Genomic DNA, 19,151 nt, shown 5'->3' with positions numbered 1-19,151 from the left:
GTGTCCCGATCAGTCGCCGGTCAGCTCTCCCCGGAGCGCCGCGCCGACGACCTGCGCCGGCTCCGGGCCGAGCGGTTCGACGTGCTGGTCATCGGCGGTGGCGTGACCGGCGCCGGCGCCGCCCTGGACGCCGCCTCGCGAGGGCTGAAGGTGGCCCTGGTGGAGGCGCGCGACTACGCCGCCGGCACCTCCAGCCGGTCCAGCAAGCTGATCCACGGCGGGCTGCGCTACCTGGAGCAGTTGGAGTTCCACCTGGTCCACGAGGCGCTCACCGAGCGCGGACTGCTCGCCACCCGGCTGGCGCCGCACCTGGTCCGACCGGTGCCGTTCCTAGTCCCGCTCCCCGGCCGGGGGGTACGCGACCTGGCGGGCCGGCTCTTCCGCCGCTCCTACTACGGCGCCGGGGTGGCCACCTACGACGCCTTCGCGGGTGTCTTCGGCGGTGGCCGGGGCATGCCGCTGCACCGGCACCTGACCCGCGAGGGCGCGCGGCGGATCTTCCCCAGCCTGAAGGCCGATGGGCTGGCCGGCGCGATCCGCTACTACGACGGGCAGGTCGACGACGCCCGGCTGGTGGTCACCCTGGCCCGCACCGCGGCCAGCCTGGGAGCGACCGTGGTGAGCAGCGCCCGGGCGGTCGGGTTGATCCGGCAGGCCCGCGAGGTGACCGGGGTCCGGGTGCGCGACCTGGAGGCGCCGGCCGGCTCGCCGGACGCCGAGTTCGAGGTGCAGGCGCGCACCGTCATCGCCGCCACCGGGGTGTGGAGCGACGACATGTCCCGGATGCTCAACGACGTCGGGCTGCGCCCCGGCATCCGGGTGCGCGCCTCCAAGGGGGTGCACCTGGTGGTGCCCCGCTCGGCGATCACCGGCGAGACCGGGCTGATCCTGCGCACCGCGACCAGTGTGCTCTTCGTCATTCCATGGGGCGGGCACTGGATCATCGGCACCACGGACACCGACTGGCGGCTCGACCGGTCCCACCCGGCCGCCTCCGCCCGCGACATCGACTACCTGCTCCAGCAGGTCAACACGGTGCTGGACCGGCCGCTCACCCGCGACGACATCGAGGGCGTCTACGCCGGGCTGCGGCCGCTGCTGGCCGGCGAGGCCGACTCCACCTCCAAGCTGTCCCGCGAGCACGCGGTCTTCGAGCCGATGCTCGGGCTGCTGCTGGTCGCCGGCGGCAAGTACACGACGTACCGGGTGATGGCCTCGGACGTGGTCGACCGGGCCGCCCGCCGGCTCGGCGGCGTACGCCCGTCGCGCACCGCCGACCTGCCGCTGCTCGGGGCGGACGGCTACGCCGCGATGTGGCGGGACCGGGCCGACCTGGCCCGCCGGCACGGCGTCCCGGTCGGGGTGGTCGAGCACCTGCTGGAGCGCTACGGCACCCTCACCCTCGACCTGATCGCGCTGATCGACGCCGACCCGCTGCTCGCCTCCCCGCTGGCCGGCGCGCCGGAATACCTGGCCGCCGAGGTGACCTACGCGGCCCGGGCCGAGGGGGCGCTGCACCTGGAGGACGTGCTCACCCGCCGTACCCGGATCTCCTTCGAGACCAGCCACCGGGGGCTGGAGTCGGCCGAGCACGCCGCCGAACTGATGGGCGCGGTGCTCGGCTGGGGCGCGGCGACGCGCGCCCGCGAGGTGGCGAACTACCGGGCCCGGGTGGCGGCCGAACGGCAGTCGCAGCAGATGCCGGACGACGTCGCGGCCGACGCGGCCCGGCTGGGCGCGCCCGACGTACGGGGCTTCGTCCGGGACCGGGGTTCCGACGACGACGCGGCCGAACTCCCCTCCTCGTCACGGTAACCTAACCGGCCGGTAACGTTACGCAACGATCTCGGTACGCTCGACGGGTTCCGGCGCTACCTACGGTGGGGTAGGTTGCGGCGCGTGGTTCCCGCTTTCCGGTTCCGTCTGGTTTCGTTCTCCGTCGCCGCTCTGCTGGCCGTCAGCCTCGCCGGGTGCACCCGCCCGGGCAACGCCGACGACAAACCGACACCGCGATCGGCCGAGTCGGCGGCGGTGCAGCCCGGGCTGGGCGGCGCGGCGACCATCGGCAAGGGCAAGGTCAGCCTGCTGCAGAAGCTCGGCTCGAACGGCCCGCTGCGCACGCTGAACGTGGAGCCGGACGGCCGGTGGGAGTGCGTCGACTGCGCCGGCGACGGGGTGACCTCGTCCGGCACGCTCGGCGCCGAGCAGGTGCAGCGGCTCCAGGTGCTGCTCGACGACCCGCGGCTGCCGCAGGAAACCGATCAGGCCCGGCAGTACCGGGTGACCTGCATCGACGCGCTCACCTCCAGCCTGCTCACCTCGGTCGGCATGATCACCACGCAGGACTGCCCGGGCGAGGAGCAGCCGCTGGTGGCGTACGAGATCCTGCTGCTGCTCACCCAGGCCACCCCCGCCGAGCCCACCGCCTGACGGCCTCGCGCGGTCAGCGCACCTCGCCGGGTCAGAGCACCTTGCCGGGGTTCAGCAGGCCCGTCGGGTCCAGCGCGGCCTTGACCGCCTGGTGCACCCGGACCCCGACCGGGCCGATCTCGCGGGCCAGCCAGTCCCGCTTGAGCAGACCCACTCCGTGCTCGCCGGTGCAGGTGCCGCCCAGGTCCAGGCCCAGCCGCATGATCTCGTCGAAGGCGCGCCGGCCGCGCGCCAGGCTCGCCGGATCGGCCCGGTCGACCACGATGTTCGGGTGCATGTTGCCGTCCCCGGCGTGCCCGACCACGCCGATCGGCACGTCGCACTCGGCCGCGATCCGGGCCACCCCGTCGAGCAGCGCGGCGAGCGACCCGCGGGGCACCGCCACGTCGTCGATGACCAGCCCGCCGTTGCCGCCCGGGAAGGCGTCCGCGGCGAACTTCTCCATCGCCGGGTGGGCCAGCCGGCGGGCCTGCAGCAGCGCCGCCGCCTCGACCGCGTCGGTGGCCGCGTACACCTCGTCGGCGCCGGCCGCCGTGCAGACCTCGGCGAGCGCGGCCAGGTCGTCGGCGGCCCGGGAGCCGGTGTCGGCGGCGGCCAGCAGCAGCGCTTGGGCGTCGGTGCGCAGCCCCATCGGCCGGTACGCCTCGATTGCCCGCAGGTGCGTCTGGTCGAGCAGTTCCAGCAGGCTGGGGGAGAGGCCCCGGGCGGCGATCCCGGCCACCGCGTCGCCGGCCGCCGCGGTGGACGGGAAGACCGCGACCAGGGACAGCGACTCCGCCGGTGCGGGGCGCAGCGCCACGGTCACCTCGGTGATGATCCCGAGCGTGCCCTCCGAGCCGACGAAGAGCCGGGTGAGGTCGTAACCGGCGACCCCCTTGGCGGTCCGCCGGCCGGTGCGCAGCACCTCGCCGGAGGCGAGCACCACCTCCAGGCCGAGCACGTACTCGGTGGTGACGCCGTACTTGACGCAGCACATGCCGCCGGCGTTGGTGGCGACGTTGCCGCCGATGGTGGAGGACTCCCAGGAGCCCGGGTCGGGCGGATACCAGAGCCCCTGCTCGGCCACCGCGGCGGCGAGCGTCGCGTTGACCACCCCGGGCTGGACCACGGCGATCCGGCTCACCGGGTCGATCTCCAGGATGGCGTCCATCGCGGCGGTGCTCAGCACCACCGCGCCGTCCACCGCGTTCGCCGCACCGGCCAGCCCGGTCCGCGCCCCCTGCGGCACCACCGGTACGCCGTGCCGGGCGGCCGCCCGGACCACCGCGGCCACCTCCGCGGTGCCGCGCGGCCGGGTGACCACCAGTGGGGTGCCGGCGGCGCAGAGGTCCGCCTCGTCCCGCTCGTGCATCCGGAGCAGGTCCGGGTCGGTCAGCACCGCGTCGTCACCGAGCGCGGCCCGCAGGTCGTCGAGCAGGGGGGATCCGGCCATGCGGGGAAGGCTACGGTCGCCCTCCGGCGATCATCAACCGCACCGGCGGCGGGTTAGATTGCCGCCATGCTGTATCTGGACCGGCCCGGCTGGCCGTGGCGGGGGCGGCTCTGGTCGCATCTGATCAGCGACGTCTCCCTCGCCGAGCTGCACGCCTTCGCCGAGATGCTGGGCGTGCCGCGCCGGGGCTTCGACCGGGACCACTACGACATCCCGGCCGAACGGTTCGCCGCGGCGGTCTGGCTGGGTGCCCGGGTGGTGCCGAGCCGGGAACTCGTCCGGCTGCTCCGCGCGGCCGGCCTGCGTCGACCGAAGCACCTGGTCAGGTCGGCTCCCGATCGGGCGCCGGCCCGGTCAGCGCGGCCAGCTCGCGAGTGAGGTTCGCCCGGGCGGCGGCCTCCCAGCGCCGGGCCAGCGGGGGCACCCGGAACAGCGCCGGCAGCGCCAGCAGCCCGGCCAGCACCCGGGCCCGTCCGGCCCGGAAGGCCGGCTCGGGCACGTGCGCGTACTCCCGGCGGACGGCGGCGGCGTACCGGTCGTACGCCGGCCGGGGCGCGGCCAGCACGGCCAGGTCGGCGTCGCAGAGCAGGGCTCCGTCGGGGTCGGCCGGGTCCACCGCGTGCCCGGCGGTGAGCAGCACCAGCCGGCGGACCTCGGCGACCGCGCCGGCCGGCAGCCCCAGCCCGGTGAGCAGCGCCCCGGCCAGCGCGGCGCTGTCCCGTTCGTTGGCGTCCCCGGCGGCGCGGGGGTCGTAGACCGCGTCGTGGCACCAGGCCGCCAGCCGGACCAGGTCCGGTCGCCCGGCGAGCGTCGCGTACCCGTCCACCACGTCCAGCACCGCGGTCAGGTGCCGCGGCGTGTGGTAGTGCCGGTGCGGCTCCCGCCACCGGGCCAGCAGTTCCTCCCCGGCCGTGGTCAGGGCCGCCCCGTCGGGTGCCCCGGCGCTCCGCGCCGCCCGCCGCCACCGGTCGATCAGTTCCGCCACCCGAACAGTCTGCCGCAGATCGCCGAAGGTGAGGATTCACCCGCGGTGGTGCGGGTAGTCCCGGCCATGCCGTTGTCCCGGTACCGGACCCGCTCGCTGCTGCGCCGGGTCGTGCTGCACCGGAGGCGGGAGGAACCCGACTTCCCGCAGGTCGAGGAAGCCACCCGGGAGCTGCGGCAGCGTGGCAAGGCCACCCTGCACGACCGGTTGCAGCGGGTTCGGCTGGCGATGGGGCTGGCGCTGCAGGCCGGGGTGGCCGCCGGGTTGTCCTGGCTGGCGGCGCACGAGCTGCTCGGCAACCCGCAGCCGGTCTTCGCGCCGATCTCCGCGGTGGGCACCCTCGCGGTCTCGGTGGGGCAGCGGTTCCGCCGGACCCTGGAGCTGATCATCGGGGTGGCGATCGGCGTCGCCCTCGGCGACCTCCTGATCTACTTCGTCGGCACCGGACCGTGGCAGCTCGGACTGGTGGTCACGCTGGCTGTCATCCTGACCGTCTTCGCCGGGGCCAGCGTGGGGATCGTCATCCAGGCCGCCGCCACCGCCGTGCTGATCGTCACGCTGACCCCGTCCACCGAGAACCTGGAGATCCCGCGGTTCGTCGACGCGTTCGTCGGCGGCGGGATCGCGCTGCTGGTGACCGCGATCCTGCTCCCGCTCAACCCGCTACGGGTGATCAACCGGGCCGCCCGGCCCGCGCTGGACCTGCTCGCCGCCCAGTTGGACGCCGCGGCCGAGGGGCTGCGCAGCCGGGACCGGGACGCGGTCCAGCGGGCGTTGGAACGGCTCCGCGACAACAAGGAGGAGCTGGCCACCTTCAGCGAAGCGATCGAGGGGGCCAAGGAGACCGTGACCCTCTCGCCGGCCCGCTGGCACCGGCGCGACGAACTCACCCACTACGCCGAGGCGGCCGACCCGATCGACCGGGCGATGCGTAACAGCGGCACGCTGATCCGCCGCGCGGTCACCCTGATCGAGGACGAGGAGTCGGTGCCCGAGCCGATGCCGGACGCGGTCAAGCACCTCGCCGAGTCGGTCCGCCTGCTCAAGCACGAGTTCGCCAACAACGAGGAGCCGGAGAAGGCCCGGGAATGCGCGCTGCGCGCGGTCAGCGAGGCCGGCCGGGCGTACGCCCAGGGGGTCGGTTTCTCCGGCAGCGTGGTGATCGCCCAGGTGCGCACCACCGCCAGTGATCTGATGGTGGCCTCCGGGATCGGCCAGGAGGACGCGAACCGGTTGATCCGGCAGTCCTTCGGCGACCTGGAGCGGCCCACCGGCGAGAGCGCGCCGGAGACCGCCCCGAAGCCGCCGACCGCCCCGCCGGTGGGCTGAACCCGCCGGGTGCCGATCCCGGCGCGGCCGGTCAGTCGAGGGCGGCCAGCGCGGCGAGCAGCGTGTCCACGTGCTCGGCGGTGCTGCCCAGGCCGATGCTGGCGCGCAGCGCGGTCGGCGGAAGGTCGCGCCGGCCGCTGCGGTTCGCCGCCTCGGTGAGCAGCCGGCGGGCCAGCGGGTGGGCGCAGAACAGGCCGTCCCGGACGCCGATGGCGTGCTCGCGGGCCAGTTCCGCCGCCACCGCCGACGAGTCCCGGCCGGCCACCACGAACGACACGATGCCCACCCGGGGCGCGTCCGGGCCGAAGGTGCGCAGCTCCACCACGTGCGGCAGGGCGGCGATCCCGTCCCGGAGCCGGGCCAGCAGCTCCTGCTCGCGGTCGTGCAGCGCGGCCCGGTCGGCGCCGTCGAGCGCCGCGCAGACCGCCGCCAGCGCCACCGCGCCGAGCAGGTTCGGGGTGCCCGCCTCGTGCCGCGCCGGGCCGGTCGCCCACCGTACGTCGTGGGTGGCCGCCCCGACGTGGCTGGTCGCGCCCCCGCCCGCCAGGTACGGCGATGCGGCGTCCAGCCAGTCGGCCCGGCCGATCAGCACCCCGGCGCCGAACGGCGCGTACAGCTTGTGCCCGGAGACGGCCAGGTAGTCCACGTCGAGGGCGAGCAGGTCGACCGGGGTGTGCGGGGCGAGCTGCGCGGCGTCCACCGCGATCCGGGCGTGGTGCCGCCGGGCCACCCGGGCCAGTTCGGCCACCGGCCAGCGTTCCCCGGTCACGTTGCTCGCCCCGGTCACCGCGACCAGCACCGGTACGCCGGGACTGGCGTCGCGGCGCAGCTCGCCGAGGGCGGCGTCCAGCGCGCGTACCGCCTCGCCCGGAGAGCCGGGCACCGGCAGCCGGACCGAGCCGCGCGGCCAGGGCAGCAGGTTGGCGTGGTGCTCGGCGGCGAAGGAGACCACCGTGGTGCCGGCCGGCAGCGCCCGGGCCAGCAGGTTCAGCGCGTCGGTGGTGTTGCGGGTGAAGACCACGTGGTCGTCGGCGCGGGCGCCGAAGAAGTCGCCGACGGTCTGCCGGGCCCGCTCGTAGGCGAGCGTGCAGCGCCGCGACAGCGCCCCGGCGCCGCGGTGCACGCTGGCGTACCAGGGCAGCAGCTCGGCCACCGCGTCGGCCGCGGCCCGCGCGCACGGCGCGGTGGCCGCGTAGTCCAGGTTGATCTCGCCGGGCACGCCGAGCACGTCGAGCCCGGCCGGGGGCGCGGTGCGGGCGCGGTGCGACGGGGGTACGAGGGTGATGGTCATGGCACGACCTCCGGGTCCAGGGACCCCGGGGCGGGCGCAGGGCGGGGTCCGCGCTTGCCCGGCGCGCGGATCGGGCCGGGCCCGGTCATCACCCGGGGCACCCCACCGCGAACCTCGACGAGGGTTGCCGGCCAGCAAGCCGGGGCTTGACGCTGGCACTCGTGACCTGACCGCAGCATAGCGGCCGCCGATGCGACCGGAACAGCGGGCCGGGGGTGACTACGCTGACCGCATGGCCGACACCCCGCCCGGCGGTCCCCGACCGCCGTCGCCCACCGCGCCCGCCGTCGCCGTCGTGCCCGCCGGCGCTCCCGCGATGCCGGGCCGCCGGCTGGGCTGGCGGCGGATCCTCGTGCTGGTCGGGGTGTTCCTGCTGATCACCGCCTGCGCGATCTACATGGTGTCGGTGCTGAACGACGAACTCGGCATCGAGGCGTTGCTGATCGGCGTGGCCGCGGCGATCCTGCCGGTCCCGGTGCTGGTGGCCTGCTTCCTCTGGCTCGACCGGTACGAACCGGAACCGCTCAAGTACCTGGTCTTCTGCTTCGCCTGGGGTGCGTTCGTCTCCACCGCCGCCTCACTGGAGGTCAACGGGTTCGCGGCCGGCGTGTTCGCCGAGATGGGCCTGCCGACCGCGCTCACCGCGGTGCTGGTGGCGCCGTTCATCGAGGAGTTGACCAAGGCGCTCGGGCCGATCCTGCTGCTGGTGTTCCGGCGCCGGGAGTGGTCCGGCATCACCGACGGCCTGGTCTACTGCGGGCTCTCCGCGGTCGGCTTCGCCATGGTGGAGAACATCCTCTACCTGGGCGGCTACGGCTACGCGTCGGGCGTGGACCGGTACGGCCCGGCGACCGGCGCGCAGCAGGTGATCGCGATCTTCATCGTCCGGATCCTGCTCTTCGGCTTCGCCCACCCGCTGTTCACCTCGATGACCGGGGTCGGCCTGGGCATCGCCGCCCGGACGGCGGACCGGCGGGTCCGGTTCCTCGCCCCGGTTGCCGGCCTGCTGCTGGCGATGATGCTGCACGGCACCTGGAACCTGCTGCCGACCCTCACCCAGGCCACCGGCCAGGCACTGATCATGCTGTACGGCTTCATCGGCGTGATGGTGCCGATCTTCTTCGGCATGGTCGGGCTGGCGGTGTGGCTGCGTGCCTGGGAGGGGCGGCTCACCGAGCGCACCCTGCCCGACTACGTCCGGGCCGGCTGGCTCACCCCGCCCGAGGTGGCCGCGCTGAGCAGTCTCGGGCGCCGGCACGCGGCCCGGGTGTGGGCCCGCCGGGTGGGCGGCGACGCCGGGGTGAAGGCGATGCGCGGCTACCAGTTCGCGGCGACCCGGTTGGCGCTGCTGCGCGACGGGGCGCTGCGTGGGCTGGACCGCCGGCCGGTGGACAGGGAACGGACGGCACGGGAGGAACGGGAGCTGCTGGACGCGATCACCGCGTACCGCTCGTTCTTCGTGGGGAGGGATCCGCAGGCGCCGGCCGGGATCTGGGACGGGCAGCGCTACCACCTGCGCTTCCCGGACGGCTCGCAGCGGCCGGTGGAGGCGCCCGACGAGCCGGTGGTGCCGATCCCGGTGGTGCTGGCCCCGCCACCGCCGCCGGTCTTCCCGGCCGGCTACGGCTGGCCCGGCCCGCGCCCGGCCGCGCCCTGGCCACCCGGGCACCCCTGACGCCGGATGCCCCGCGCGGTGCCCGCACCCCGGGCCGGCGCCGCGCCGGTCAGCTCATCAGGCTGGTGAGGAAGTCACCGAAGCCCTGGAACATCGCCATCAGCCCCGCCCCGATCGACTTGAACATCTCCGCCGCGCCCTCCGGCCGGAACGCCATGAAGTAGATCAGGAACGCGACGAAGCCCCAGAGCAACACCTTCTTCACGAGTACCGGCATCGTCCCTCCCCAGGGCCGGTGGTGCGGCTGGCTTCCCGGCGGGGAGCGGTGCAAACGAGGCCGGCCGCGTCGGCGACGGGACGGCGTGTCAGCGAGGGCGGCGGCGTGCCGGCCGGACCGGGTGGCGGCGGGCGGACGCGGGCCGGATCAGAGGTAGAGACCGGTGGAGTCGTTCTCCACCCGCTCGGCGGCGACGGCGTGCACGTCGCGCTCGCGCAGCAGCACGTACCCGCGGCCGTGCAGTTCGACCTCCGAGCGGTCGTCGGGGTCGAAGAGCACCCGGTCGCCGGAGACGATGGAGCGGACGTTCGGCCCCACCCCGACCGCGGTCGCCCAGGCCAGGCGCTTGCCCACGGCGGCCGTCGCCGGGATCACGATGCCGGCGGTGGAGCGGCGCTCGCCCTCGCTCCCCTCCATCCGCACCAGCACCCGGTCGTGCAGCAGCCGGATCGGCAGGCCGGAGTCGAGATTCTTGTCGGCGGTCACGCCGCAGACGGTACCGTGTCCGGGTTGACCGGCGGCCGGTGGTTACGCCGCCCGGCGCCGGGGCACCGGGTGGCGGAACTGCCCTACGGTGACATGGTCAGGCGTATCCTGTGCGACCTGACACCGTGGACGGGCCGGTTCTCATGCCAGGAGGTGCGCTTGAGCCGCTTCGAGCGGGTACGCGGACGGCTGCGTCGCGCGTACGAGTCGGGACGCGAATCGGTGCGCTCCAGCCGGACCAGGTCCGCGGCGGTTCCCGAGCCGGCCGAGGTGGCCACCCCGGCCGCTCCCGGGCCGGCGGCCCCGGTGACGGCGACGGTGGTCGGGGCGGAGCCGCCGGCCGCCATGCACAACTCGACCTCCAGCCGCGACGACGCGGACGTGCCGCACGCGCTGCGGATCGCCGCCGCCTGGTCCTGGCGGCTGATCGTGATCGGCGTCGTGGCCTGGGCGCTGCTCAAGATCGTCGGCACCATCCGGATCGTGATCATCCCGCTCGCGGTCGCCCTGCTGCTCTCCGCGCTCCTCGCGCCCGCGGTCGGCTGGCTGCTGCGGGCCCGCCTGCCCCGGTCACTGGCGACCGCGGTGGTGCTGGTCGGCGGCCTGGCCGCGGTGATCGGCACGCTGACCCTGGTGGTGAACGAGTTCATCCAGGGCGTGCCGGAGCTCAGCGAGAAGTCCTCGGAGGGCGTCCGGCAGATCCAGAACTGGTTGAAGACGGGCCCGCTGCACCTCTCCGACGGGCAACTCGACCGCTACATCGACGAGGGTCAGCGGTGGATCAACAACAACACCGAGAAGTTCACCAGCGGCGCGCTCTCCACCGCGGCAACCCTGGCTGAGGTGCTCACCGGCACCCTGCTGGTGCTCTTCGCCACCTTCTTCTTCCTCCGCGACGGCAACCGGATCTGGCGTTTCCTGGTCCGGCTGCTGCCGGTGGCGGCGCGCTGGAAGGTCGACGACGCGGGTCGCGCGGCCTGGTCGACGCTGGTCGCCTACGTACGGGCGACGGTGCTGGTCGCCTTCATCGACGCGGTCGGCATCGGCATCTTCCTCGTCATCTTCGACATCCCGTTCGCCTTCCCGCTCGCCGCGCTGGTGTTCCTCGGCGCGTTCATCCCGATCGTCGGCGCCACTCTCTCCGGCGGCGTCGCGGTGCTGGTCGCGCTGGTCGACAGCGGCCCGGTGACCGCGCTGATCATCCTGGGCGCGGTGATCGGGGTGCAGCAGTTGGAGGGGCACGTGCTCCAGCCGCTGATCATGGGCCGGGCGGTGGCCATCCACCCGCTCGCCGTGATCATCGGCATCGCCGCCGGGGTGGTCCTCGCCGGGATCACCGGCGCGCTCGTCTCGGTGCCGCTGATCGCCGTGCTGAACACCGCGGTCCGCCGCCTCGCCGCCCGCACCGTCCCGGACACCCCACCCGACGCCGTCGTGGTCGCCCCCCAAGCCCCCTGACCCCCCTCCCGCCCCGCCCCCGCCGCCTCGCAAGCGCGCACGAACAGAGAAAGAGTGGCCTTCCAAGCCGGGGAGGCCACTCTTTCTCTGTAAATGCACCGATCTTGGGTGGGGGTGGCCAGGGGGTGTCGGGGGTCAGGACTTGGCGAGGCGCTCGAGGGCGCCGCGGGCGACGTCGGAGCGGGTGGTGTACCAGAACGGCGGCAGCGAGCGGCGCAGGAACGGGCCGTAGCCACGGGCGGTCTCCAGCCGCGAGTCGAGTACCGCCACCACGCCCCGGTCACCGGTCGCCCGGATCAGCCGGCCCACGCCCTGCGCCAGCCGGACCGCGGCGATCGGCACGCTGACCGCGGCGAAGCCGGACCCGCCGTTGGCGTCCACGGCGGCGGCGCGGGCGGCGGCCAGCGGTTCGTCGGGGCGGGGGAAGGGCAGCCGGTCGATGACCACCAGCTGACACGAGTCGCCCGGCACGTCCACCCCCTGCCAGAGCGACATCACCCCGAAAAGGCAGCTGGACTGCTCCTCGCGGAACCGGCGGACCAGCAGCGGCAGCGACTCCTCGCCCTGCAACAGCACCGGCAGGTCGGTCCGCGCCCGGACCAGCTCCGCCGCCTGCTGGGCGGCCCGCCGGGAGGAGAAGAGCCCGAGCGTACGCCCGCCGAGCGCGCCGACCATCGCGAGCAGTTCCTCGCCGGCCGCGTCGGGTAGGCCGGAGACGCTGGGCCGGGGCAGGTGCGCGGCGACGTAGAGGATGCCCTGCCGGGCGTAGTCGAACGGCGAACCGACGTCCAACGCCCGCCAGCCCGGCCCGCCGGCCACCGCGCCGCCCGCCGTCCCCGCTCCGCCGGCGGCCGGGTCGGCGTCGCCGGTCGAACCGCGCGCGTCCCCGCGACCGTCGGCCGCACCCGAGGGGGCCGTGCCCGACCCGCCGGTGGCCCGGTCGGGGCGTCCGGTCGAGGCGGCGAGGGCCGCAGCGGCCGGCGACGGCGGCGACGCGGGTGGGGCGTCCAGGCCGAGCGCCCGGGCCACCGTGTCGAACCGGCCGCCCAGCGCCAGGGTGGCCGAGGTGGCGACCACCGTGCGGTCGGCGTAGAGGTGGGTGGCGAGGGTGCCGGCGACCGAGAGCGGCGCGACCACCAGCGCCCGGCGCCCGGTGTTGTCGTTCTTCTCCACCCAGGCGACGTCGTGGTCGGCCTCCTCCAGCAGCCGCTGCGCGGTGCCGTTGAGTTCGTCGAGCACGGCCTTGGCCTGCTGCTTGCGTACCGGGTCCGGGTCGTCGGCCTTGATGTCGCCGATCGCGTCGAGCGCCGTCCGGGTGGCCGAGTCGAGCAGGGTGCAGGCCTCGCGCAGCGGGCCGGGCAGGCCGGTGGTGATCCGCCCGGCGGGCGCCTCGGCGAGCCCGACCGCGAGCGCGTCACCGGCCGCGGTGAGCGCCTCGGCGGTCTCCGGCCGCAGCAGCGGGCGGGCCCGCCGCGCGGACCGGTCGATCAGCTCCGGCACCAGTTCGGCCTGCGCCGCCGAGGAGACCCGGTCGGCCAGCTCGTGCGCCTCGTCGACGACGAGCAGCTTGTGCGGCGGCACGATCTGCCGGCCGGCGAGCATGTCCACCGCGAGCAGGCTGTGGTTGGTGACCACGATGTCCGCCTCCCGGGCGCGGGCCCGGGAGGCCTCGGCGAAGCACTCGGCGCCGAACGGGCAGCGGGACGCGCCGACGCACTCCCGCGCCGGCATCGAGACCAGCCGCCAGGCCTGGTCGTCGACGCCCGGGTCCAGCTCGTCCCGGTCGCCGGTGTCGGTCTCCATCGCCCAGTCGCGCAGTCGCTGGACCTGCTTGCCCAGCCGCCCCGCCTCGCCCAGCCACCTGGTGCCGCCACCGGGCCGGGACGCCGGGGCGTCGAAGAGGGTGTCCTCCGGCTCCTCCTCCGTGGAGTTGTCGAGCCGGGCCAGGCAGAGGTAGTGGTGCCGCCCCTTGAGCACCGCGAAGGTGGGCCGCCGGCCGAGCAGCGGGGTGACCGCGTCGGCCAGCCGGGGCAGGTCGTGGTCGACCAGCTGAGACTGCAGCGCCAGGGTGGCGGTGGAGACCACCACCGGCCCGTCCACGGTGAGCGCCGGCGCCAGGTAGGCCAGCGACTTGCCGGTGCCGGTGCCGGCCTGCACCAGCAGGTGCTCGCGGGCCGTTACGCACTCCTCGATCGCCGCCACCATCTGCTGCTGGCCCGGCCGGGCGGCGCCGCCGGGCACCGCGCCCACCGCGGCCGCGAGCAGCTCCGCGGCGCTCGGCCGCTCGCCCCGGCGCCGGCCGCCGGCGCGGGTCGGCGGGACGGCGGAACCGGCGGCGGTACGGGGCGGGGTCACCGTGCGACGGTACCGGTCCGCGCCGACAGCGGCCGGAGCGCTCCGCGGGTGGCGAGGTAACGGTACGGACTCTCCGGGGGCGCCCGGTTACTTCCCGTGCGGCGGCCCCTGGGCGGTATCGGTTAGGGTGCGACTCATGCCGAGCGACGTGGTCCGCGTGATCTACCGCAAGTACGACGGCAGCGCCCACCGCGACTACCCGGCCCGCCGGCTGACCGAGGACGACCTCGGCGTCTGGCTCGGGGTGACCGCCGGCACGAAGTCCGTCTACCACGGCCGGCCGTCGGTGGAACAGATCCCGTTCGTCCTGCTGGTGCCGCACCACGCGTGGTGGACCGGCATGTTCAACCCGCCCCCGCGCACCAGCGAGGTCTACTGCGACATCGCCAGCCCGGCCCGATGGCAGAACGACGACACCGTCCACCTGGTCGACCTCGACCTCGACGTGGTGCGCCGGCGCGCCACCGGGGCGGTCGAGCTGCGCGACGAGGACGAGTTCGCCGAGCACCGGGTCCGGTTCGGCTACCCGGACGAGGTGGTCGCCGAGGCGGAGGCCGCCGCCCGCTGGCTCTTCGGCGCGCTCGGCGACGGCACCGAGCCGTTCGCCACCTCGTACCGGAAGTGGCTCGCCCTGGTGGTCTGAGCCGGCGGCCGGCGGTGACCGGCGGCCGTGCGCCGTCAGCGAATCCGGCGGTGGGCGCGGCCGGTGGGCCGGCAGCCGGGTCACAGCCGGGGCGGCCAGGCGTCCTCGGGGCCGAGCGGGGGTAGGTGCGCCACCTTCTCCGGGTTGAGCTGGTTGAAGATCCCGGTCACCAGGCCGTCGTGCACCGCGACCGTGCTGATCAGCCGGATCGGCCGGCCGTCCGAGTGCACCGTCTCCAGCTGCAGCCCGAGCACCCCGTCGACCAGCACCGGGCGGGCCCGCAGCGTGCCGGCGTAGCGGCCGGCGCGGCCGAAGATGCCGAGGGTGAACCGGGCGACCTTGTCCGCGCCGACCACCGGGCGGCGGGCCGCCGGGAAGTGCCCGCCGCTGTCGCCGAGCAGCACCACCTCGGGGGCGAGCAGCTTGACCAGCTCGGCCAGCTCACCCGACTCGGCGGCGGCCACGAACGCGGCGAGCACCCGCCGCTGCTCGGCAGCGTCCGCGGTGTGCCGGGGCACGTCCGGCGCGTTCACCGCGCGCCGGGCCCGGGAGGCCAGCTGGCGGGCGGCCGCCTCGCTGGTGCCGAGCACGTCGGCGATCCGGGAGAACGGGACGGCGAAGACGTCGTGCAGCACGAAGGCGACCCGCTGCTCCGGCCCGAGCCGCTCCAGCACCACCTGGAGGGCGATGCCGACCAGGTCGGTGCGGACGGCCCGCTCGGCCGGGTCCGGCGCGTACCCGTCGGCGCGTGGCCCCTGGTCGAGCGGGGTCACCACCGGCTCCGGCAGCCATTGGCCGTGGTACGCCTCCCGGCGGACCCGGGCGGAGCGGAGCACGTCGAGGCAGATCCGGGCGCAGGTGGTGGTCAGCCAGGCGCCGAGGTGGTCGACCTCGGCGCGGGCGGCCGGATCGGCGAGCGCTCCCGCGTACCGCAGCCAGGTCTCCTGCACGGCGTCCTCGGCCTCGCTGTGGCTGCCCAGCATCCGGTACGCGACCGCCAGCAGCCGCCCCCGCTCGGCCTCGAACTCCGTCGCCAGGTCCCGCACCACCGCCCCCTTCCCAGTGCCGACAACGTCCGACCAACGCCCCGACAGACGCACATTCTCCCGCCCGCGGGGGCGCGCCACCCACCCGGAATGTGACGCGCCACCGGACGATCGGCCTGGCGGCCCTCGCAGAGGGGAGAAATGCCCTCTTTACCCCGCCACGACCGCCGGTCCTCGCAGCGGTGGGCGGGCGGCTCGGCGGGCAAGGTTTGGCGGGGGTGGGTGATGATCCGGGGATGAGGGCGGGTGTGGAGGCCGGGGTCGTGGCGCCGGTGGGCGGGCGGCTGCGCGAGTTGCTGCGGGTGCCGCCGGGCGGAGCGGTCGAGCTGGGGTCGATCGATCCGCGGTCCACGCCGGGGACTGCCCGGGCCGGAGGTGACCGGCGAGAACCGCGAAGGTTGGGCCCGTGGCCAGATCGAACTGGTCGGCGCGGAGTTGGGTCGGCAGCAGGAGAGGCTCTTCGCCACCGCCAAGGCCCCAGCGGCGCGCGCCGACCCGACCGGCCTCGACGGTGACCTGCCGAGGCAGGGCAGTGATCCGGCGAGGCTCGGCGCCGAATCGCCGGGGATCGGCGGTGGCGGGGCTCGGGAGTGCGGGCGTGGTGGGGAGCGGCTGGCCGAGGACGCCGGGCGGCGAGCGGATCCGCCGCGCGCTGCCGGCCGCGCCCGGGTACGTGCTGCCTGCCGACCGCAAGTGGTACCGGGACTGGGCGCTGGCGCACCCGCCCCGGGAGACGTTCGACACACTCCAACTCGGGTATCCGCCAGCCGGTTTCGACGTGCGGCACGAACGGGAGCGGCTGCTGGGACCTGAGAGTTCGCCGTAGGTGAACAGTAGGTGAACGAGTGATGAATGCAGCCTGGCCAGGGGTGGGCCGGCGAATTCGCGGTTCCGCCGTTTCCTAGCATTCCCAGGCGGGCACCCCTTGGGGGCGGCCGCCACCCTTCCACCGACACGACGAGGTCCGTGCTGTGAAGTTTTCCTTCCGCCCGAACGAGGGCGCCTTCTACGAGCTCTTCACCAGGGCCGCGCAGAACCTGGTGCGGGGTACCGAGCTGCTCAACGAGCTGGCTCTGCCCGGGGTCGAGGTGCAGTCGGTCAGCGAGCGGCTCACCGAGGTGGAGCACGACAGCGACCAGATCACCCACGAGCTGTACAAGAAGATCAACTCGACCTTCATCACCCCGTTCGACCGGGAGGACATCTACCGGCTCGGGTCGTTGCTCGACGACGTGATGGACCACCTGGAGGCGGTCGGCAACCTGCTCTACCTCTACGGGCTGACCAAGCTCCCGTCGCTGCCGCGCGAGATGCACGAGCTGGTCAACGTCCTCGACCAGCAGGCGAAGCTGACCGCCGAGGCGATGCCCCGGCTGAAGTCGATGAAGGACCTCGAGGACTACTGGATCGAGTGCAACCGGCTGGAGAACGACGGTGACCAGGCGTACCGGATGCTGCTGGTCCGGCTCTTCTCCGGTGAGTACGACGCGCTGACCGTGCTGAAGATGAAGGAGGTCGCCGACGAGCTGGAGGCGGCCTGCGACGCCTTCGAGCACGTGGCCAACACCGTCGAGACCATCGCGGTCAAGGAGTCCTGATCCTGTGAGTCCCGAACTCATCGCCGTGCTGGCGGTGATCGCGGTGGCCCTGGCGTTCGACTACACCAATGGCTTCCACGACGCCGCCAACGCGATCGCGACCAGCATCTCCACCCGGGCGCTGACCCCTCGGGTGGCCCTGGCCATGGCGGCCGTCGGCAACTTCATCGGCGCGCACTTCGGCGCCGAGGTGGCCAAGACCGTCGGCAGCGGGCTGGTGAAGCTGCCCACCGGCACGGCGAGCCTGGGCATCGTCTTCGCCGGCGTGGTCGGCGCCATCGTCTGGAACCTGATCACCTGGTACTTCGGCCTGCCGTCGTCGTCCTCGCACGCGCTGATCGGCGGCCTGGTCGGCTCGACCATCGCCGCCTCCGGCACGGTGCTCTGGACCGGCATCGGAGAGAGCGTCATCATCCCGATGGTGCTCTCGCCGATGGTCGGCTTCCTGCTCGGCTACGTCGTGATGATCGCCGTGCAGTGGATCTTCCGGAAGGGGCACCCGGGCAAGCTCAACCGGGGCTTCCGTTGGGCGCAGACCGCGTCCGCGGCGGCCATGTCGGTCGGCCACGGCATGCAGGACGCCGCCAAGACCATCGGCATCGTGGTGCTCGCCCTCTACGTCGGCGGCTACCAGAACGACCCGACCCACATCCCGGAGTGGGCGTTCTGGACCTCCGCCGCCGTGCTGGCCGCCGGCACGTACGCCGGTGGTTGGCGGATCATCCGGACCCTGGGTCGGAAGATCATCGACCTGCGGCCACCGGAGGGCTTCGCGGCCGAGACAGTGGCCAGCTCGGTGCTGTACTTCAACGCGCTGGTGCTCGGTGCCCCGATCTCGACCACGCACACCATCACCTCGGCGATCATGGGCGTCGGCGCCACCAAGCGGCTCTCCGCCGTGCGCTGGGGCGTGGCCGGCAACATCGTCGGCGCCTGGATCCTGACCTTCCCGGCCGCCGGCACCATCGGCGCGCTGATGTACCTGCTGGTCCGTCCGCTGTTCAGCTGACCGGCCGACGTCGAGGGGCCCCGTCGCACGGCGGGGCCCCTCGACGTTTCCCGGCGAGGCGCGCGCGTCCCGGCGGGTCGTCCACCGGCGCTTCGGCCGCTGCTTCGCGGGCCCGCGGCCCGGTCCCGGCCCTCGACCCCGCGCCGGCCTCCGGTCCGCGGTCGCGGACCGGCCCGCCGGCTCAGCTGTAGTCGACGCCGATCTGGGCGCGGATGGTGTCCAGCAGGGCCATCACCTCCAGCGTGGCCGAGTGCGGCACCAGCGGGCTCTCCAGCAGGCCCTCGGTTAGGCAGCGCTGCACCTCGATCGCTTCGTGCTGGTAGCCGCCGCCGACCAGCTCCGCGTGGATGGTCTCCGGCTCGGCGCCGGCCCGGTGCAGGGTCACCCGCCCGGGCCGGTAGAACGGCTCGGGCAGGTCGATCCGCCCGGTGGTGCCGGTGATCGCCGCGGTCAGCGGAGTCACCCCGACGATGCCGCAGCTCAGCGTGGCGACCGCGCCCGAGTCGTAGCCGAGCACGATTCCGGTGTTCTCGTCCACCCCCTCCGGGCTGATCTTGGCCCAGGCCCGTACGTGCTGCGGCACGCCGAGCAGCAGGTGGGCCAGGCTCACCGGGTAGACGCCGAGATCCAGCAACGCGCCGCCGCCCAGGGTGCGGGCTCGCATCCGGTGCTCGGGCGGGAACGGCCCGGCCGCCCCGAAGTCGGCCTGCACGCTGGTCACCGTGCCGATCGCGCCGCCGGCGACCAGCTCGCACGCCCGGCGGAGGAACGGGTTGGTCCGCATCCACATGGCCTCCATCAGGAAGACCCCGGCGGCCCGCGCGGTGTCGACCAGCTCGGTGCTGGTGGCCAGGTCGAGGGTGAACGGCTTCTCCAGCAGCACCGCCCGGCCGGCGGCGAGACAGGTCAGCGCCGCCTGGTGGTGCGCGGCGTGCGGGGTGGCCACGTACACCACGTCCAGGTCGGCGTCCGCGGCCAACTCCTGCCAGGAGCCGTACGCCCGCGGCACGCCGTGCCGGGCGGCGAACCGCTGCGCGCTCTCGGCGGTACGCGAGCCGACCGCGACCAGTTCCGCGCCCGGCACCAGTCGGAGGTCTTCGGCGAAGCGGCCGGCGATGTGGCCGGTGGCCAGGATGCCCCAACGAGTCATGCCGGCAACCGTAGCGACGATCAACCGGCCGGGGCGCGGGCCATCCG

General features: G+C 74.5%; 18 protein-coding genes and 1 riboswitch. Of the genes, 10 read left to right on the top strand and 8 right to left on the bottom strand.

Annotated features, from left to right (window positions below):
- Both FHX32_RS07185 and FHX32_RS07180 read left to right on the top strand, forming a co-directional pair.
- Positions 1-1,815 carry a glycerol-3-phosphate dehydrogenase/oxidase gene (locus tag FHX32_RS07185; RefSeq protein ID WP_167182360.1) on the top strand — a complete coding sequence of 605 codons (1,815 nt, stop codon included), beginning with the start codon at positions 1-3 and terminating at the stop codon, positions 1,813-1,815.
- An 84-nt stretch (positions 1,816-1,899) separates the two neighbouring features.
- Positions 1,900-2,430: a hypothetical protein gene (locus FHX32_RS07180; protein WP_167179993.1), complete on the top strand. Its 531-nt coding sequence runs from the start codon at positions 1,900-1,902 to the stop codon at positions 2,428-2,430.
- A gap of 31 nt (positions 2,431-2,461) precedes the next feature.
- Here the strand turns inward: FHX32_RS07180 and FHX32_RS07175 are convergent, their stop codons facing one another.
- Positions 2,462-3,862 (bottom strand): FAD-linked oxidase C-terminal domain-containing protein, encoded by a 1,401-nt coding sequence (locus tag FHX32_RS07175; RefSeq protein ID WP_167179992.1) that lies wholly within the window; start codon positions 3,860-3,862, stop codon positions 2,462-2,464.
- Between the two features lie 66 nt (positions 3,863-3,928).
- Here FHX32_RS07175 and FHX32_RS07170 point away from each other — a divergent pair, with 66 nt between their 5' ends.
- Positions 3,929-4,240, top strand: coding sequence for a DUF4031 domain-containing protein (locus FHX32_RS07170; RefSeq protein WP_167179991.1), 312 nt, complete (start codon positions 3,929-3,931; stop codon positions 4,238-4,240).
- Here the strand turns inward: FHX32_RS07170 and FHX32_RS07165 are convergent.
- Complete coding sequence (locus FHX32_RS07165) at positions 4,185-4,847, bottom strand: HD domain-containing protein (protein ID WP_167179990.1); 663 nt, start codon at positions 4,845-4,847, stop codon at positions 4,185-4,187. The two genes, FHX32_RS07170 and FHX32_RS07165, sit on opposite strands and share 56 nt — an antisense overlap.
- A 45-nt stretch (positions 4,848-4,892) precedes the next feature.
- Between FHX32_RS07165 and FHX32_RS07160 the strand changes: the two genes are divergently transcribed.
- On the top strand, positions 4,893-6,176 hold the full coding sequence (locus FHX32_RS07160; RefSeq protein WP_486480948.1) for an FUSC family protein: 1,284 nt from the start codon (positions 4,893-4,895) through the stop codon (positions 6,174-6,176).
- A 31-nt stretch (positions 6,177-6,207) separates the two neighbouring features.
- Here the strand turns inward: FHX32_RS07160 and FHX32_RS07155 are convergent, their stop codons facing one another.
- Positions 6,208-7,467 (bottom strand): aminotransferase class V-fold PLP-dependent enzyme, encoded by a 1,260-nt coding sequence (locus FHX32_RS07155; protein WP_167179989.1) that lies wholly within the window; start codon positions 7,465-7,467, stop codon positions 6,208-6,210.
- A 45-nt stretch (positions 7,468-7,512) separates the two neighbouring features.
- Positions 7,513-7,634: riboswitch (SAM riboswitch) on the bottom strand.
- 23 nt (positions 7,635-7,657) lie between these two features.
- Here FHX32_RS07155 and FHX32_RS07150 point away from each other — a divergent pair.
- Complete coding sequence (locus tag FHX32_RS07150; protein WP_167179988.1) at positions 7,658-9,142, top strand: PrsW family intramembrane metalloprotease; 1,485 nt, start codon at positions 7,658-7,660, stop codon at positions 9,140-9,142.
- A gap of 49 nt (positions 9,143-9,191) precedes the next feature.
- On the opposite strand, the gene FHX32_RS07145 is transcribed toward FHX32_RS07150, so the two are convergent.
- Positions 9,192-9,359 carry a hypothetical protein gene (locus FHX32_RS07145; protein WP_167179987.1) on the bottom strand — a complete coding sequence of 56 codons (168 nt, stop codon included), beginning with the start codon at positions 9,357-9,359 and terminating at the stop codon, positions 9,192-9,194.
- Positions 9,360-9,506: 147 nt separating this feature from the next.
- A complete protein-coding gene (locus tag FHX32_RS07140) occupies positions 9,507-9,845 on the bottom strand; it encodes a GroES family chaperonin (protein ID WP_109902438.1) in 339 nt (112 codons plus the stop codon).
- A gap of 93 nt (positions 9,846-9,938) precedes the next feature.
- Between FHX32_RS07140 and FHX32_RS07135 the strand changes: the two genes are divergently transcribed.
- Positions 9,939-11,303 (top strand): AI-2E family transporter, encoded by a 1,365-nt coding sequence (locus tag FHX32_RS07135; RefSeq protein WP_167179986.1) that lies wholly within the window; start codon positions 9,939-9,941, stop codon positions 11,301-11,303.
- Positions 11,304-11,438: 135 nt separating this feature from the next.
- Here the strand turns inward: FHX32_RS07135 and FHX32_RS07130 are convergent, their stop codons facing one another.
- Positions 11,439-13,568 carry an ATP-dependent DNA helicase gene (locus FHX32_RS07130; RefSeq protein ID WP_208418438.1) on the bottom strand — a complete coding sequence of 710 codons (2,130 nt, stop codon included), beginning with the start codon at positions 13,566-13,568 and terminating at the stop codon, positions 11,439-11,441.
- Between the two features lie 226 nt (positions 13,569-13,794).
- Between FHX32_RS07130 and FHX32_RS07125 the strand changes: the two genes are divergently transcribed.
- A complete protein-coding gene (locus FHX32_RS07125; protein ID WP_167179984.1) occupies positions 13,795-14,301 on the top strand; it encodes a ribonuclease FAU-1 family protein in 507 nt (168 codons plus the stop codon).
- Between the two features lie 80 nt (positions 14,302-14,381).
- On the opposite strand, the gene sigJ is transcribed toward FHX32_RS07125, so the two are convergent.
- Positions 14,382-15,347 (bottom strand): RNA polymerase sigma factor SigJ, encoded by a 966-nt coding sequence (gene sigJ, locus FHX32_RS07120; RefSeq protein ID WP_167179983.1) that lies wholly within the window; start codon positions 15,345-15,347, stop codon positions 14,382-14,384.
- A gap of 598 nt (positions 15,348-15,945) precedes the next feature.
- On the opposite strand from sigJ, the gene FHX32_RS07115 reads away from it, so the two are divergent.
- From FHX32_RS07115 to FHX32_RS07105, 3 genes are all read left to right on the top strand, one after another.
- Positions 15,946-16,173: a hypothetical protein gene (locus FHX32_RS07115; RefSeq protein ID WP_167178312.1), complete on the top strand. Its 228-nt coding sequence runs from the start codon at positions 15,946-15,948 to the stop codon at positions 16,171-16,173.
- Positions 16,174-16,318: 145 nt separating this feature from the next.
- Positions 16,319-16,945: a DUF47 domain-containing protein gene (locus FHX32_RS07110; protein WP_088996260.1), complete on the top strand. Its 627-nt coding sequence runs from the start codon at positions 16,319-16,321 to the stop codon at positions 16,943-16,945.
- Positions 16,946-16,949: 4 nt separating this feature from the next.
- The gene (locus FHX32_RS07105) at positions 16,950-17,954 is read left to right on the top strand and encodes an inorganic phosphate transporter (protein ID WP_167179982.1); all 1,005 of its coding nucleotides are present in this window, start codon (positions 16,950-16,952) and stop codon (positions 17,952-17,954) included.
- A gap of 181 nt (positions 17,955-18,135) precedes the next feature.
- Here the strand turns inward: FHX32_RS07105 and FHX32_RS07100 are convergent, their stop codons facing one another.
- Entirely contained in the window at positions 18,136-19,104 is a 969-nt protein-coding gene (locus FHX32_RS07100) for a Gfo/Idh/MocA family protein (protein WP_167179981.1), read from the bottom strand.
- Positions 19,105-19,151 lie beyond the last annotated feature (47 nt).

This window comes from Micromonospora sp. CNZ280 (genome assembly GCF_011759515.1).
Note: the sequence above shows the minus strand (reverse complement) of the source record. Positions and strands in the feature narration are given on the sequence as shown.